This window comes from Paenibacillus woosongensis, from assembly GCF_009725165.1.
GTDB lineage: Bacteria > Bacillota > Bacilli > Paenibacillales > Paenibacillaceae > Fontibacillus > Fontibacillus woosongensis.
The window spans coordinates 161,204-177,255 of record NZ_WNZW01000002.1 but is presented as its reverse complement, the minus strand read 5'-3'; the positions used below and the strand labels follow the sequence as shown (position 1 = coordinate 177,255).

19 protein-coding genes are annotated in these 16,052 nt (G+C 51.0%); all 19 read left to right on the top strand.

From position 1 onward, the window contains the following. The first annotated feature begins 31 nt into the window (after nt 1–31). The 19 genes from efp (at nt 32) to folD (ending at nt 16,024) form a co-directional block, all read left to right on the top strand. On the top strand, nt 32–589 hold the full coding sequence (efp, locus tag GNP95_RS07330; RefSeq protein WP_213590513.1) for an elongation factor P: 558 nt from the start codon (nt 32–34) through the stop codon (nt 587–589). Between the two features lie 278 nt (nt 590–867). Then, a complete protein-coding gene (locus GNP95_RS07325; protein WP_155610211.1) occupies nt 868–2,121 on the top strand; it encodes an aspartate kinase in 1,254 nt (417 codons plus the stop codon). Between the two features lie 205 nt (nt 2,122–2,326). Further along, nucleotides 2,327–4,759 (top strand): glycogen/starch/alpha-glucan phosphorylase, encoded by a 2,433-nt coding sequence (locus GNP95_RS07320; protein WP_330163303.1) that lies wholly within the window; start codon nt 2,327–2,329, stop codon nt 4,757–4,759. Nucleotides 4,760–4,881: 122 nt separating this feature from the next. After that, entirely contained in the window at nt 4,882–5,148 is a 267-nt protein-coding gene (locus GNP95_RS07315) for a YqhV family protein (RefSeq protein WP_155610210.1), read from the top strand. A gap of 106 nt (nt 5,149–5,254) precedes the next feature. Further along, the gene (gene spoIIIAA / locus GNP95_RS07310) at nt 5,255–6,256 is read left to right on the top strand and encodes a stage III sporulation protein AA (RefSeq protein WP_155610209.1); all 1,002 of its coding nucleotides are present in this window, start codon (nt 5,255–5,257) and stop codon (nt 6,254–6,256) included. Continuing rightward, nucleotides 6,249–6,767: a stage III sporulation protein SpoIIIAB gene (gene spoIIIAB, locus GNP95_RS07305; protein WP_155610208.1), complete on the top strand. Its 519-nt coding sequence runs from the start codon at nt 6,249–6,251 to the stop codon at nt 6,765–6,767. Before spoIIIAA ends, spoIIIAB begins: the two co-directional genes overlap by 8 nt. Nucleotides 6,768–6,831: 64 nt before the next feature. After that, a complete protein-coding gene (gene spoIIIAC, locus GNP95_RS07300) occupies nt 6,832–7,035 on the top strand; it encodes a stage III sporulation protein AC (protein WP_155610207.1) in 204 nt (67 codons plus the stop codon). 11 nt (nt 7,036–7,046) lie between these two features. Next, a complete protein-coding gene (spoIIIAD, locus tag GNP95_RS07295; protein ID WP_213590517.1) occupies nt 7,047–7,436 on the top strand; it encodes a stage III sporulation protein AD in 390 nt (129 codons plus the stop codon). Between the two features lie 53 nt (nt 7,437–7,489). Continuing rightward, nucleotides 7,490–8,650 carry a stage III sporulation protein AE gene (spoIIIAE, locus tag GNP95_RS07290; protein ID WP_413773738.1) on the top strand — a complete coding sequence of 387 codons (1,161 nt, stop codon included), beginning with the start codon at nt 7,490–7,492 and terminating at the stop codon, nt 8,648–8,650. Nucleotides 8,651–8,674: 24 nt separating this feature from the next. Continuing rightward, a complete protein-coding gene (gene spoIIIAF, locus GNP95_RS07285) occupies nt 8,675–9,535 on the top strand; it encodes a stage III sporulation protein AF (RefSeq protein ID WP_230873743.1) in 861 nt (286 codons plus the stop codon). A 14-nt stretch (nt 9,536–9,549) separates the two neighbouring features. Continuing rightward, on the top strand, nt 9,550–10,194 hold the full coding sequence (spoIIIAG, locus tag GNP95_RS07280) for a stage III sporulation protein AG (protein ID WP_155610204.1): 645 nt from the start codon (nt 9,550–9,552) through the stop codon (nt 10,192–10,194). A 74-nt stretch (nt 10,195–10,268) separates the two neighbouring features. Next, nucleotides 10,269–11,051 carry a SpoIIIAH-like family protein gene (locus GNP95_RS07275; protein WP_155610203.1) on the top strand — a complete coding sequence of 261 codons (783 nt, stop codon included), beginning with the start codon at nt 10,269–10,271 and terminating at the stop codon, nt 11,049–11,051. Nucleotides 11,052–11,220: 169 nt separating this feature from the next. Further along, the gene (accB, locus tag GNP95_RS07270) at nt 11,221–11,721 is read left to right on the top strand and encodes an acetyl-CoA carboxylase biotin carboxyl carrier protein (RefSeq protein ID WP_155610202.1); all 501 of its coding nucleotides are present in this window, start codon (nt 11,221–11,223) and stop codon (nt 11,719–11,721) included. Between the two features lie 63 nt (nt 11,722–11,784). After that, on the top strand, nt 11,785–13,128 hold the full coding sequence (accC, locus tag GNP95_RS07265; protein ID WP_283925017.1) for an acetyl-CoA carboxylase biotin carboxylase subunit: 1,344 nt from the start codon (nt 11,785–11,787) through the stop codon (nt 13,126–13,128). 112 nt (nt 13,129–13,240) lie between these two features. Continuing rightward, nucleotides 13,241–13,648, top strand: coding sequence for an Asp23/Gls24 family envelope stress response protein (locus tag GNP95_RS07260; RefSeq protein WP_155610201.1), 408 nt, complete (start codon nt 13,241–13,243; stop codon nt 13,646–13,648). 69 nt (nt 13,649–13,717) lie between these two features. Then, complete coding sequence (gene amaP / locus GNP95_RS07255) at nt 13,718–14,257, top strand: alkaline shock response membrane anchor protein AmaP (RefSeq protein WP_330163302.1); 540 nt, start codon at nt 13,718–13,720, stop codon at nt 14,255–14,257. 14 nt (nt 14,258–14,271) lie between these two features. After that, entirely contained in the window at nt 14,272–14,505 is a 234-nt protein-coding gene (locus GNP95_RS07250) for a DUF2273 domain-containing protein (RefSeq protein ID WP_155610200.1), read from the top strand. A 182-nt stretch (nt 14,506–14,687) separates the two neighbouring features. Next, nucleotides 14,688–15,137 (top strand): transcription antitermination factor NusB, encoded by a 450-nt coding sequence (gene nusB, locus GNP95_RS07245; RefSeq protein ID WP_155610199.1) that lies wholly within the window; start codon nt 14,688–14,690, stop codon nt 15,135–15,137. Between the two features lie 29 nt (nt 15,138–15,166). After that, complete coding sequence (gene folD, locus GNP95_RS07240; protein ID WP_155610198.1) at nt 15,167–16,024, top strand: bifunctional methylenetetrahydrofolate dehydrogenase/methenyltetrahydrofolate cyclohydrolase FolD; 858 nt, start codon at nt 15,167–15,169, stop codon at nt 16,022–16,024. Nucleotides 16,025–16,052 lie beyond the last annotated feature (28 nt).

Below are 16,052 nucleotides of genomic sequence, written 5' to 3'. Positions count from 1 at the left end.
AACTCATTTGATCCTATAGGAGGTTCTATTTGTGATTTCAGTTAACGATTTTAAAACAGGCCTGACCATCGAATTCGAAGGTGACATTTATACGGTACTGGAGTTCCAGCACGTAAAGCCGGGTAAAGGGGCTGCATTCGTCCGCTCTAAACTGAAAAATCTCCGTAACGGGAATACGGTCGAAAAGACTTTCCGTGCCGGTGAGAACGTGAGCAGAGCGATGATTGAGAATCGCGATGTTCAATATTTGTACGCTAGTGGACAAGACCATACTTTCATGGATAATGAGACCTACGACCAATTTACATTGTCCTCGGAACAATTGGAATGGGAACTGAATTTCCTGAAGGAAAATATGAACGTAAAAATCGTTAGCTACCAGGGCGAAATTCTCGGAATCAATTTGCCGAACAGCGTAGAGCTGCGCGTAGTGGAATCCGAGCCAGGCATTAAAGGTAACACGGCCACTGGCGCTACGAAGAACGCCAAGCTGGAAACTGGACTTAACGTACAGGTTCCCCTGTTCATTAATCAGGATGATGTCCTTCTGATTGACACTCGTGAAGGCAAGTACATTTCCCGCGCGTAAGTTCACGCTACATGCATGCCTCGCAGAAGGCAGCGTCGTCCTCCACTCCATTTTCGGGTGGAGGAATTTTTATGGATTCATTTGGATCGGGGAATATGACGAAAACTTCGCATATTGCCGCGAAAAGCAATGGATTAATTCAGCTCTTTCGTATTATACTGGTTTAAAGCGTTACTGCTTGAATTTGCGGCGATAGCGATTTTATTCGGATTTATCGTGTATTCATAGCCGTACTGTGCTTTTGGATAGGAGAGTTTACTTTTTTGGGAGGGTCTGATTTGGCTTTATTTGTGATGAAGTTTGGGGGAAGTTCTGTCGGCGATACGGAACGGATGCAGCGCGTAGCCCGGCGCATCGCCGAGAAGCAGGATGAAGGACATCAGGTCGTTGTGGTGGTGTCCGCCATGGGAGATACGACGGATGATTTAATTGATCAGGCGAAGCAGCTCAGCAAAGAGCCGCCTTTGCGTGAAATGGATATGCTGATGACGACCGGTGAGCAGATTTCGATTTCGCTGCTATCGATCGCGATTCATGCGCTGGGCCGTAAGGCTGTGTCATTTACCGGCTGGCAGGCTGGTTTCCGTACGGATAAAGAGCATTCTAGAGCCCGTATTACCGATATTCAGCCGCAGCGAGTGCAAGCGGCGCTGGATAAAGGAAATGTCGTCGTCGTTGCAGGATTCCAGGGGATTAGCGAGGACGGGGAAATTACGACGTTCGGGCGCGGCGGTTCGGATACGACGGCGGTCGCCTTGGCAGCGGCCATTTCCGCCGATTACTGTGAAATTTATACAGACGTAGACGGAATCTACTCTACGGATCCGCGGATCGTCAAGAACGCCCGCAAGCTGAAGGAAATATCCTATGACGAAATGCTTGAGCTGGCCAACCTGGGGGCCGCCGTGCTTCACCCGCGCGCAGTAGAGTATGCGAAGCATAATCATGTTCGTCTCGTCGTTCGTTCAAGCTTTAATCATAATGAGGGTACGGTTGTTAAGGAGGAAGTGAAAATGGAGCAAGGCGTAGTAGTCAGCGGAATAGCTTACGATAAAAATGTAGCAAGAATCAGCATTTTGGGAGTATCCCATATTCCTGGAGTTTTAGCCCAGGTGTTCGGTTCTTTGGCAGAAGCAAAAATCGATGTAGACATCATCGTACAAAGCGGCGTGCAGAACGGCAAGGCGGATTTCTCCTTCACCGTATCTTTGACAGATTTGGAGAAGGCGCTGCAGGTCATTAACGGAATTCGCGGCAGCCTTCCATTCGATGAGGTTACTTCGGAAGAGGGATTGGTCAAAGTGTCGATCGTTGGGGCCGGCATGGTTAGCCATCCAGGCGTAGCGGCGAAAATGTTCGATGTCATTTCCAAGCAGGACGTTAACATCAAGATGGTGAGCACCTCGGAAATCAAAGTATCCTGCGTTATCGAGGGAACAAAACTCAACGAGGTGGTCACAGCATTGCACACCGCTTATGGCTTGGATACCGAAAGCCAAGTGTTCGTCGGTGGACCGCAGGAACGCCGCTAACCCGGTTTGATTCATATTGAGCTACCAAATAAGAAGACCGTTTCTCTGCAGTAAATTCATTGCAGAGAAGACGGTCTTTAGTTTTTTTTGGGTTTAAATTATTGATTTTTGTTATTTTATCGCTCCCGCAAGTTTAAACATAAGGTATTAAGGTATAGTTTTTTCATGTCTACCAAGGAAAAGCTGAATAGGGAGGACCATAAGCGTGTTCGATACTAAAGAGAACTTCAAGGAAGCGTTTAAGAAAGAGCTGGTGATGCAGTTGGGGAAGCCTGTCTCTCAGGCGACCGACGCGGATGTATATCGTATTTTGGGCATGATGATCCGAGAAAGAATTGGCGAGGATTGGGCGAATACGAACCAGAAGCTGAAAGCGGCCAAAGCCAAGCAGGTGTATTACTTTTCTATGGAGTTCCTAATCGGAAGGCAGCTGGGGAACAATTTGCTGAGCCTGGGTGTGCTGGAGCTTGTGCGTGACGGGCTCCAAGAGCTGGGCTTCGATTTGGACTCAGCCGAGGAGGAGGAGAGCGATCCGGGGCTGGGCAATGGGGGGCTTGGGCGGCTGGCGGCTTGTTTCCTCGACTCGTTGGCAGCGCAGCAGCTGCCCGGGCATGGATGCGGGATTCGGTATCGATACGGCCTATTCGAGCAAAAAATCGTGGACGGACATCAGGTAGAACTGCCGGACTACTGGCTGCAGCGAGGGAATGTGTGGGAGGTGTGCCGGGAAGACAAAAAGGTGGAGGTGCGCTTCGGCGGCGAGGTGCAAATGATGGAGAAAGACGGCCGTCTGCATTTTGAGCTGGCAGGCTACGAGAGCATTTGGGCCATTCCGTATGACATCCCGGTCATCGGCAGCGGCTCAAGCCATGTCAATACGCTTCGCCTCTGGAGCGCCCGGCCGGCAAAAACACCCATTAAACCCAATAACGGCAGCTACTATAATTATTTGAACTACTATCGCTCGGTCGAGTCCGTATCCGAATTTCTTTATCCCGATGATTCCGAATTTGAAGGCAAGCTGCTAAGGCTGAAGCAGCAGTATTTTTTATGCTCTGCAGGCCTGCAGAGCATCCTAAGGACGTTCGACAAGCTGGAGCTTTCAATCGAATGCCTGCCGGACAAAGCGGCGATACATATCAACGATACGCATCCTACGCTGGTGATACCGGAGCTCATGCGGATTCTGCTGGACGAAAGGGGCTGCTCCTGGGAACAGGCGTGGCAAATTACGCGCCGGGCGGTCTCCTACACCAACCATACTACATTAAACGAAGCGCTGGAGAAATGGCCCGCAGTCATGGTAAAACAATTGCTGCCGCGCATTTATATGATCATTGAGGAAATGAACAAACGCTTTTGCGCGGAGCTCCTGGAGCGTTATCCGGGGGATCAGAACCGGATTTCACAGCTGGCCATCGTGTTTGGGGATCAAATCCGGATGGCCAATTTAGCCATCGCTGGCAGCTACAGTGTAAACGGCGTAGCTGCCCTTCATACTGAAATATTGAAAAAACGCGAAATGAAAGCATTCTACGAGCTGTATCCCGAGAGGTTCAACAACAAGACGAACGGGATTTCTCATCGGCGCTGGCTTATGCACGCCAACCCGGAATTAGCGAAGCTCATTACCGAAGCTATCGGCTCGCGCTGGTATAGGCAGCCTAGGGAAATGATCGGGCTAATCAAATATGCTGAAGATCGCGGTTTTCAGGACAATCTGCACGAGATCAAGCGGGGAAACAAGCTGCGATTAGCGAAATACGTGCGGGAAAAGCTTCACATCAGCATCGACCCCGATTCAATTTTTGACGTTCAGGCGAAACGACTGCATGCCTATAAGCGGCAGCTGCTCAATGTGCTGCATATGATGCATCTGTATAACCAGCTGAAGGATAATCCCTCAGCCGACATTACCCCGCGGACGTTTCTGTTCAGCGCCAAGGCTGCGCCTGGATATTATTTGGCGAAAAACATCATTAAATTGATCAATACGGTGGCTGACACGGTGAACCGGGACCGCACGGTCCGCGATAAAATGAAGGTCGTTTTCCTGGAGAATTACTCGGTGTCCTTGGCCGAGAAGCTGATTCCGGCAGCTGATGTCAGCGAACAAATTTCGACCGCAGGCAAAGAGGCTTCGGGAACCGGGAACATGAAATTTATGATGAACGGAGCCTTGACGGTCGGAACATTGGATGGAGCCAACGTGGAGATGCATGAAATGCTAGGCGATGACAATATGTTTCTGTTCGGCTTGCGGGCAGAGCAGGTTATGGAATACAACCAGAGCGGCGAATACTCGCCGTGGCATATTTACGACGTAGATTTGCGTGTAAAAGAAGTAATGGACCAGCTGATCCAACCGGGCCGTTTTTGTCCAGAAGGCCAAGATTTCGAGTCCATTTACCAATCGGTGCTGCACCATCAGGACGAATTTTTCGTATTGAAGGATTTCGCCAGCTATGTGGAGGCTCATCTGCGAATCGATCTGGCTTACCGCAATGCACGCGACTGGCTGAAGAAATCTGCGCTTAATATCGCCCATTCGGGCAAGTTTTCCAGCGATCATACGATTAAGCAGTACGCTACTGGCATTTGGCAGATTGAGCCCTTGATGCTCCAGCGAAAAAAATAGCATCTCTTATCCGTAAGGCCTCCATATATTTTGGAGGTCTTCTTCTATTTTTTGCAAATAAAAAGAGATGAACGGGCATATGGTAAGAGAGACATGGACAAGAAGGAGGTTGTTATCCGGCTATGCTCGACAAATTCGTGACCAGCATGGCGACCATACGGGTGATTTCCGGCTCGATCGAAATCGTTGCCGCCTTAATTATGCTGAAGCTGGGGCGCGTGGACAAAGCGCTTGCGGTCAACTCTATGCTTGCGTTCGTAGGGCCCACGGTGCTCCTGTTAACGACGGCTATCGGACTGGCCGGGATGGCGGATAAGCTGTCGTGGGGCAAGCTGATTTGGATATGCTGCGGTATTTCGTGTCTCTTAATCGGCATTTTGAAAAAATGATAGATTTCCCGTCATAAAGCCAAAGTACAAGCATACACATGAGATATGACACAAGCTAAGACATAGAATTCCACAAATCAAGCAGAAGTTATTGGGGGTACAAACGATGAGCAACCCTAGCTGGCTATCTGTATTTCCCGATCAAATCCGTTCCTTGCTGCTTCAGCTGCCGTCTGCATTGTTCTCAGGCCTGGAAGAGATCCGTATCCGCGAGGGGCGGCCCCTGGAAGTGAACGCCGCCGGACGGCATTATTACCTGACCCCGGAAGGCGGGCTGACGGGCGATCCGGCCGCCGCTTATAAGCCAGGCAAGCAGGACGGCAACCGGCTCCTGGATTTAATAACGAATCATTCGCTGTACACGATGGAGGAAGAGCTTCGCAAAGGCTTCATTACGATTGCCGGAGGCCATAGAATCGGGCTTGCCGGCAGAACCGTGTTGAGCGGGGGCAGGGTTGAGCATTTACGGGACATCAGCGGGTTCAATGTGCGGATCGCGAGAGAAGTGCTGGGCATCGGCGACCGGATATTGCCCCAGCTCCTTGATTTCAAGCACAGAACTGTCTACCATACGCTGATCCTGTCACCCCCTCAGCAGGGAAAGACGACATTGATTCGCGATCTGGCCAGGGGAATCAGCAGCGGCGCCTGGGGGCATCCGGAGGCAAAATGGCCAGGCCTCAAAGTCGGCATAATCGACGAGCGTTCGGAGATCGCCGGAAGCAAGCGGGGGGTGCCCAGCTTTGACGTCGGTCCCAGAACCGACATTATGGACGGCTGTCCTAAGGCGGAAGGCATCATGATGATGCTCCGCTCCATGTCCCCGGATGTGATCATCGTTGATGAAATCGGCCGGCCCGAGGATGCGGATGCCCTTGCCGAGGCTTTGCATGCGGGAGTGAAGGTGATTGCCACCGCCCATGGCTCCGATGTAAACGAGCTATCCCTCAGGCCTGCCCTTTCCAGGCTGGCTGACCCTCCTTTCTTCGAGATGTATGCCGTACTCAGCCGCAGTGAAGGCGGACTTGCCTATCGCCTCTGGGATGGCAAGCGGAGGGGAATTGACCATTCGGGACTCGGCGCGAAGGGCAGGGAACGATATGGTTAAAATGTTCGGCGCAGCCATAGTGCTTCTTGCTGCCACACTGGCAGGCCTGGTGAAAGCGGGGCAATATGCCAGCCGTCCCAACCAGATTAGAAGGCTCATCCTGGCGCTGAAACGGCTGGAGACGGAAATTATGTACGGTTTCACGCCGCTGCCCGAAGCGATGCAGCGCATGGCGGATCAAAGCAGCGAGCCGATCAAGATTCTGTTTGAGGAAGCAGCCCGGAGAATGAACCCGCCTCTGAATTGGACGGCTCAGCAAAGTCTGCATCAGGCGATCGAGACGGGATGGAAGCATACCGCCATGAAGGCCTCGGAGAAAGAGGTTATGCATCAGCTTGGCTTCACTTTAGGGACAAGCGACCGGGCGAATCAGTTGGGGCATATCGCGACAGCCGTCCGCCAATTAGAGAGCGAGGAGCAGACGGCTCGCGAAGAACAAGCCCGTTATGAAAAGATGTGCAGGAGCTTGGGATTGCTTGGCGGGGCTTTTATCGTCATATTGCTCTATTAATTGCGACTACCCTCTCATCGCCGACGAAATGTCGCTGCAAAAATGATCGTGAGGTGCCAGAACAATGAACATAGAAGTGAATGCCATATTTCAGATTGCAGGCATTGGCATCATTATCGCCATGATACACACGGTGCTCAAGCAAATGGGCAAAGAGGACATGGCACACTGGGTGACCGTGATCGGGTTCGTCGTCGTGCTGTTTATGGTTATCCGATTGCTGGACAATCTCTTTCAGGAAATCAAATCGATCTTTTTATTCCAGTAGGTGATACGGCAGTGGAAATAATCCAGATCGTAGGCTTGGGATTGATCGCCACCATACTCATCCTCACCATCAAGGAACAGAAGCCGATGTTTGCGTTCCTTATCACGGTTGCCACGGGCATCATGATCTTTATGTATTTGGCAGGGAAAATCGGCGGAATCATCGAGGTGCTGGAGCAGTTGGCCGAATCCTCCGGTGTGCAGATGATCTACCTCAAGACGATCCTGAAAATCATTGGAATTGCCTACATTGCCGAATTCGGGGCCCAGATCGTAAGGGATGCCGGTCAGGAGAGCATCGCGTCCAAAATCGAGCTTGCCGGCAAAATACTGATTATGGTATTGGCCATTCCGATCATCAGCATCATTATCGAAACTGTCATGAGAATGCTGCCTGCTTAATGAAATGGGGACAGATGATGAAAAAGAAGATATTCAATTGGCGCAAGCGTCCGATGATTATGCTTGTCCTCAGTCTCTTCCTGTTATGGCCCCTGACGCTTGTTGCGGCGGAACCTGGTGACGGATGGATGAAGAAGCAGGCGGAGGAGCTGCCTACGGATCAGGTGGAAACCTATTGGCAGCAGTTGATGAAGGAATATGGCGGTTTTTTTCCAGACCAGAAAATGCCCTCTTTCATGGATATGCTGCTTCAGGATCCGAATGGGGATTCGTTTAGCGTCAAGGCGGGCTTCACTGGACTGTTGAAATATATGTGGCATGAGGTGCTGTACAACGGCCATATTCTGGCGACGATCGTACTGCTGTCGGTATTCAGCTCGATTCTGGAAACCTTTCAATCTGCTTTTGAACGCAAGCAAGTCAGTAAAGTCGCCTACGCGATTTGTTACATGGTCATTCTCATTTTGGCGATCAACAGCTTTTACGTTGCGATCTCATATGCTACAGAGGCCATCCGCGGCATGATTGATTTCATGATGGCCATGGTGCCGCTGCTGTTTACGCTGCTTGCTTCGATGGGCAATGTGGTCACCGTCTCTGTCACGCATCCTCTCGTCGTATTTATGGTGCATACCGTGGGTACGGTCGTGCATACGATCGTATTTCCGCTGCTGTTCTTCTCCGCTGTCCTTCATATTGTCAGCTCCTTGTCAGAGAAGTACAAGCTGACGCAGCTCGCCAATCTGCTGCGTACGATCAGTATGACTCTGCTCGGCGTTATGCTGACCGTCTTTCTAGGCGTCATTTCGGTGAAGGGCATTACCGGCTCGGTAGCGGACGGCGTGACGCTGCGGGCAGCCAAGTATTTAACCGGGAACTTCGTTCCGGTCGTCGGCAAGGTTTTTGCCGATGCTACAGATACTGTGATTTCAGCCTCGCTGCTCGTCAAAAACTCGATCGGCCTCGTTGGCGTGATCATTCTGCTGTTTTTATGCGCTTTTCCCGCTATAAAAATATTGACGCTGGCGCTGATATACAATTTGTCGGCAGCGGTAATGCAGCCGCTTGGCGAGACGCCGATTGTGTCCTGCCTGGAGACGATTGGCAAAAGCATGATTTACGTATTTGCTGCCCTTGCCGCAGTAGGATTGATGTTCTTTCTCGCCATCACGATTACGTTAACCGCAGGCAATGTGACGGTGATGATGAGATAGAAAAGATGTGGTGGTGATTTTTTGATGACCTGGCTGGCGGAATGGCTGAAGGAGATTATTTTTGTCGTACTTTTGGCGACGTTCATCGATCTGCTGCTTCCTAATCGTTCAATGGAGAGATACGTGAAGCTTGTAGTTAGTCTGCTCATATTGCTGACGTTGATCTCCCCAGTAATGCGCCTGTTCGCCCCGGATGCCGAACGGAGGCTGGAAATGGCCTTTATGGACAATAGCGGTAATGAGGAGCTGCCAACGGCAGGCACAGAGGAAATATTGCGGCAGGGGGAGCAAATGAGAATGCAAAGGCAGCAGGAGGCGATGCAATGGGCTAGCGAGGAGGCGGCCGCCCGGATGAAGGAGCAAATCGAACGGGAAACCGGACAGCCTGTGCAGCGGGTAGCAGTCCGGCTGGAGTCGGACAAAAACGACGCGGAGCCCTCTATCTCAGCGGTAGAAGTTTATATAGCAGAAATGGAGCAGGAAAAGGAGGCTTCCCGCATAGAGGATCAAGCCAGCAGCATCCGGGATGACTCCGCACAGATTGTTATTGCGCCAGTGGAGCCTGTGCGCATTGAGGTGAAGCCCCAGAAGAAGGAGCCGGGGGACGAGGACAGCACCCCCGTCATAGCTGATAGCGGCGATAGCGATATAGCCAGCAATACCGGTACAAAAAATAACAAGAAGGATATTTTAACAAGCGGTTCAACCGGAGAAGGGATCAATCATGGGAATGAGAATCGCCGTGAGGCTGACCTTTATAGAGAAGGCCTTGCTCAGGAAACGGGTTCGAGCGGACTCAGCCGGCAAATTGCCGGACTGCTGTCACGTGACTGGGGAATCCCGGAAGAGCTCGTACATGTCATACTGCCGGAAAATGAGAAGTAGCGAGGGGGATGTTGATGCTGAATTGGTGGAAGAAGCTGGAGTCGCTGATCGGGCGCGGCTTGGAAGGGAAAAAGAAGGTAAACGCATACCGGCTGCTTATTATACTCGGGTTAATCGGCGTATCGATCATGCTGTTTAATTCTTTCGTCAATGTGAAGCAGATTGATACAGGCGGTGCGGGGAGAGAACCTCCCGCAGGACAGGAGATGCTGACGTCCGCGCTGCCCGACCAAGGCGGGGGCGAAGGCAGCTTCGATGCAATCGAGCTGTCGCTGGAGAATAAAACGAAAGAGATTCTGGAGAAAATCGTTGGCGTCGGGGCTGTTGACGTTCTCGTTACGATCGATTCCACGGAGGAGCTGATCATTGGCCGCAATACAAAAGACACGCAGCAGCTGACCGAGGAGAACGACAAGGACGGGGGAAAACGCCATATTACGCAGTACACCCGCGATGGACAGATCGTCACAAATGAAGAAGGCGGCAGCGAGAAGCCGATTATCACCAAAAAGATCAAGCCGAAAGTTCGCGGTGTGCTCATTGTCGCCAGGGGGGCTGAAAACAAGACCGTCAAAAATCTGATCGTTGACGCGGTCGAGAAGGGTCTGAATGTGCCGGCCTACCGGATTTCCGTCGTCCCCAGGAAACAATCGCAGTAAATCTGCAGGGCATCGATATTAAAAATATTTAAAATAACCAAAATCAAAAAACTTTGATTCTAGGAGGAAAAACAATGAAATCGAAAAGACAGACAATTTGGCTCGTCTCCATGCTCAGCTTGATGGTTATTCTCTCGGCATATTATTTGTTTACTGAAGACACAGGAATGAATAAGCCCAAAACTACGGATGGCAAACAGGTTACGATGATGGAGCAGGCGGCAGATGACGAAGCCATCGTCGAAGGCAGCGCTTTGTCGGATGACGATATTATCGTCTCCGAGGTTACTGCCGGGGATGAGGCTGCGAAGGAGGCCCTTGACGGCAAAGACGAGGCCGCTCAGGACCATGAGGGGACAGATGCTTCCCAGAGCATGGAGGCAAATAACGGCGAGGCGGCCGACAAGGCGAAGACCGACCAGCCGAAGCCGGCGGACAAGGACACTTCTTCCGAAAGCGCCAAAGATGAAGATGTACTCAAGAAGCTGGAGTCGGAAGGGATTTTATCGAGAGATTCCTTGACTGCTTATCAGATGGACCGCGCCGAGCAGAACATGAAGAAGCAGGAGCAGCTTATGCAAACGGTGAACGACGACAAAAAAACGCTGGATGAAGCCGTGATGGCTCAGCAGCAGCTGAGTGCACTGGAAGAAAAGGAAGCTAAAATCATGGATATCGAGGAGCGTCTTCAGCAGCAGTATGCCAATGCGGTCGTGGCCGAAGATAATGACAGCTACCGGGTCGTTGTGATCAGCGAAAAGCTTCAGGTGAAAGATGCCGTAAGCATCGTCGATATGGTGATCAAGGAGCTTGGCGTATCCCAGGATAAAGTCAAAGTACAGTACGTTTCACAATAGTGCGCCCGCTTGGATTACCCGCATTAAAATTATTCATTAGCCGATTGAGCTGGAGAGTCCAAGGGAATCTTGGACTCTTTCCATTTTGATCGATTGTGATATAATACATAAAGTTATGATGCGAAAAGGCCCGAGCTTTGCGAAAAAGCTGAAGGAGTGAAGAAAAAATATGTTCAAATTGAATGAAATCAAAGAGCTGATCGAGCTGGTGGATAAAACCTCGGTTCATGAGCTTGAAATCGAAAATGAAGGTACAAGGCTATGTATTCGCAAGCCAGGCAAAAGCGAGCTTGTACACGTTCAACCGGCGGTAGTGCCTAGTCTGCCGCAAGTTGCTGCAGTAACTGGACAAGCAATCTCTGCCGCTGCGGATAACGCTCAGGTTCCGGCTGCAGCACAGGGCGCGGAAAGCGCAGCTGACGATGCTAACCTACATAAGATTGTGTCCCCGATGGTTGGAACATTCTATAGAGCTTCTTCCCCGGATGCAAATCCTTATGTAAACGTAGGAGACAAGGTAGGCGTAAAGACGACCGTCTGTATTATTGAAGCGATGAAGCTGATGAACGAGCTGGAGGCGGAAGTGAAAGGCGAGATCGTCGATATTCTCGTAGAGAACGGGCAGCTCGTGGAATACGGACAGCCTCTCTTTTTGGTGAAGCCGGAATAAGCTACGGTTAAAAGAGGCCTTGTTGAAGGTCTTATCTAGCTTTCCAAGGAGGATGGGAAATCAGTGAAATTTCAAAAAGTATTGATTGCAAACCGCGGTGAAATCGCCGTGCGGATTATCCGCGCTTGCCGGGAACTCGGCATTTCTACTGTAGCCGTGTATTCCGAAGCGGATAAGGATTCGCTCCATGTCCGGCTTGCAGATGAAGCTTATTGCATTGGACCGACCTTGTCCAAGGACAGCTACTTGAATTTTACGAACTTGATGAGCATAGCAACGCTGACAGAATGCGACGCGATTCATCCGGGCTACGGCTTCCTGGCCGAGAATGCGGATTTCGCGGAGATATGCGATTCCTGCAATATTACCTTTATCGGCCCTTCTCCGGAAGCCATTACGAAAATGGGCGACAAGTCTGTGGCGAAGCAAACAATGAAGAGTGCAAACGTCCCGGTTATCCCTGGCTCCGACGGCTTGGTCGAAGACCTCGATGAAGCGGTTATGGTCGCGCGCGATATCGGTTATCCGGTCATCATTAAGGCGACAGCCGGAGGCGGCGGCAAAGGCATTCGCCTCGCTGAGGACGAAGCGTCGCTGATTCAGCAAATCACGATGGCGCAGCAGGAAGCGCAGAAGGCCTTCGGCAACGCCGGCGTATACTTGGAGAAATATTTAACAGGCATGAAGCACGTTGAAATCCAAATTATTGCGGACAAGCATGGCAATGCCGTCCATTTGGGAGAACGCGATTGCTCCGTGCAGCGCAGACGCCAGAAGCTGGTGGAAGAGGCCCCGTGCCCGGTGCTGACGCCCGAGAAGCGTCAGGAAATGGGAGAGGCCGCTGTGCGCGCAGCTCTTGCCGTGAACTATTCCGGGGCAGGGACGCTGGAATTTCTGCTAGGCCCCGACGGCCAGTTCTATTTCATGGAGATGAATACGCGTATCCAGGTAGAGCATCCGGTCACCGAAATGATTACCGGCATCGACTTGATCCAGGAAATGATCTCCGTTGCCGAAGGCAATCCGTTATCCTTCAAACAGGAGGATGTCGTCATTAACGGCTGGTCGATCGAATGCCGGATCAATGCGGAGGATCCAACCCGCAACTTCATGCCGTCTCCAGGCAAGATCGGGTTTTATCTGGCGCCGGGCGGACCTGGGGTTCGCGTAGATAGCGGCGCTTATCCGGGATATACCATTTCCCCGCACTACGATTCCATGATCGCCAAGCTGATCGTCTGGGCTCCGACCCGCGAGGAGGCCATTGCCAAAATGAAACGTGCCCTGGCTGAATTCGCGATCGAAGGTATTCATACGACCATCCCGTTCCATCAAAAACTGCTGGATCATCCGGTGTTTATCCGAGGCGATTTTGACATTAAATTTTTGGAAGAAAATGAGATTTAGAATTCGCCGTCCGTTTGTCATAATGATCCTGAAATGATATAGTATTTATAATAAGTGGCCAGCCTCTTTGTCATGAGGTTTCGTCAAACTTATTGAGAGGTGGATGATAGTAATGAGTACATTGCCTACGGAATTTGAACGTACAGATATTGGAGAAATTCAAATTGCACCCGAGGTTATCGAAGTGATCGCCGGGCTGGCTACGGTTGAAGTGAAAGGCGTTGCCGGCATGAGCGGCGGATTCGCAGGCGGCATTGTCGAGCTGCTTGGCAGAAAGAATCTGTCCAAAGGCGTGAAGGTTGAGGTCGGCCAGCGTGAGGCGGCTGTTGATGTATCCGTTATCGTCGAATACGGCAATCGCTTGCCGGAGGTTGCTACGGAGATTCAACGCAACGTGAAGCGTTCGATCGAAACGATGACCGGATTGACTGTGGTTGAAGTTAACGTACATATTCACGACGTCATTTTTAAGGCGGCTGAGAAAAGTGAAGAGGCGGAACTGAGCCATAGGGTGAAATAAAGATTAAGCTAAGAACCCCCGACGACCACCGTCAGGGGTTTACTATAATTTAAGGAGGCTCTATCCGTCGTGCCCAAAATTTTGGACAGACTGCTGCTGTTTATTTACAGCCTAAGCATCGGAATAATATCTGTCATCGCCATCCTCCTGGTGACAAACGCTGTGCCCGTCGAGCTGAAGCAATATGACAGCAGATCATGGATTATCGCCGTGATCAGCGTGGCTGCTCTTCTGTTTCTGCTCAGCATTCGCTTTTTCTATATTTCGATCAAGCGCGACCGCGGTTCGCTTCCTTCCATCGACCAGAGGACAGAGTACGGGGATATTCAGATCTCGGTTGAGACCATCGAGAATTTATCCTACAAAGCGGCGTCCCGGGTACGCGGCATTCGCGACGTGAAGACGCGGATTCGCATCACGGACTCGGGTCTGGAAATTATCGTCCGCGCATTGGTGGATGGCGAGACTTCCATTCCGGAGCTCACGAGTGAAGTGCAGAAGCAGGTGCATGATCATGTAGAGGAAATTACGGGTATTCCCGTTTCATATGTATCGGTGTATATTGCTAACCTTGTACAATCTCCTGTGATTAAAAGCCGGGTTGAATAGGGGTGAAGATCCCAATGAATTGGAAGCAAATATGGGAGGATTACAAGGGACGCCTGCTGGGAACGGCAGCTGCGATATTTCTAATTCCCATTTATCTGTTTTTCGGATTTTGGAACATGTTATTTTGTGCGCTTCTCCTATATGTCGGTTATACGATCGGCAAGTATAAGGATATTGACCAAGGCCCGCTCATTCCGTGGAAGGAGCTGTTGGACTGGTTGAACGCGCGCTGGCGCCCTTTTAAATGATTCCTGTGATATGCTGTCTTCCGGAAAAAGAGCTGCGTTTTTATCTTGCCCATTTTTGTGGAGAGAGCATGTCACGGGTTTTTTTTGTTTGAAATCGGTGTAATAGAATACCGGCATTTTGGTTCATCATGAAGTAGTAGGAAGCATAAACGTTGTTCTTATGGAGGTTAAGGAGGAAGCACATGAAACGCAGACTAGCACGGGAAATTGCGATACAAAGCATGTACCAAATGGAAATGAACGAGGTCGGGGCCGAGGAGGCCGTATCGATGCTCATAGCGGAAGCGGCCGGTGAGAACGAGAGCATGGTCGAATTGTCCGACGTTGATCAGACGAAGGCCTTCGTGCTGGAGCTCGTAACCGGTACTTGGGAGCGCAAATCGGCCATCGACGAGATGCTGGCCGATTATTTGAAGAACTGGCAGGTTAGCCGCTTGTCCAAGGTGGACAGGCAGGTATTGAGACTAGCGGTTTATGAAATGGTATTCCGCGACGACGTACCGGGCAAAGTAGCCGTAAACGAAGCGATCGAGCTGGCCAAGCATTTTGGCGTGGAGGAGTCTGGAAAGTTCGTTAACGGTGTGCTCGGCAAGATGATTCATGATCTGGAGAAATTGAAAAATCAACAATAAATAATTTATATGGATAAGGGGAGAAGTCTATGACAGCACCAATCATTAACGGAAAACAGGTTTCTGAGGAAATTAGAGGGAATATCCGTAAAGAAGTCGAAAGCCTGGCAAGCCAAGGGTTCAAGCCTGGTCTGGCCGTCGTTCTTGTAGGCGAGGACCCGGCTTCGCAAGTATATGTGCGCAATAAGGAGAAAGCATGCCATGACCTTGGATTCTACTCTGAGGTTCATCGCCTGTCTGCTTCCACAACCCAAGAGGAGCTGCTCGCACTTGTAGACAAGCTGAACAGGCAAAGCGACATTCACGGTATTCTTGTGCAGCTTCCGCTGCCGGGGCATATTGAGGAGAAGGCTGTGATCGACGCGATTGCGGTAGAGAAGGACGTAGACGGCTTCCATCCGGTCAATGTCGGCAATCTGGTCATCGGCGATGATAGCCTGCTGCCCTGCACCCCTGCGGGTGTGATCGAACTGATCAAGCGCACCGGCATTGAGATGTCCGGGAAGCATGCCGTTGTTATCGGCCGCAGCAATATCGTCGGCAAGCCGGTATCTCTGCTGCTGCAGCGGGAGAACGCTACGGTGACGATGTGCCACTCGCGTACGGCGAACATGAAGGAGCTGACGAAGCAGGCTGATATTCTCGTTGTGGCGATCGGCCGGGCCAACTTTGTGGATGCTTCGTACGTGAAGCCTGGCGCTGTTGTGATTGACGTTGGAATGAACCGTCTGGACAACGGCAAATTGGCTGGAGACGTGGACTTCGAAAGCGTGAAGGAAATATCCGGACCGATTACGCCTGTACCAGGCGGCGTGGGCCCGATGACAATTACGATGCTGATGCAAAATACGCTGATTGCAGCCAAGCGGCTTCAAGGCCTTGCCTAATTTGTTAGCCATAAAGGGGGGAGTGTAA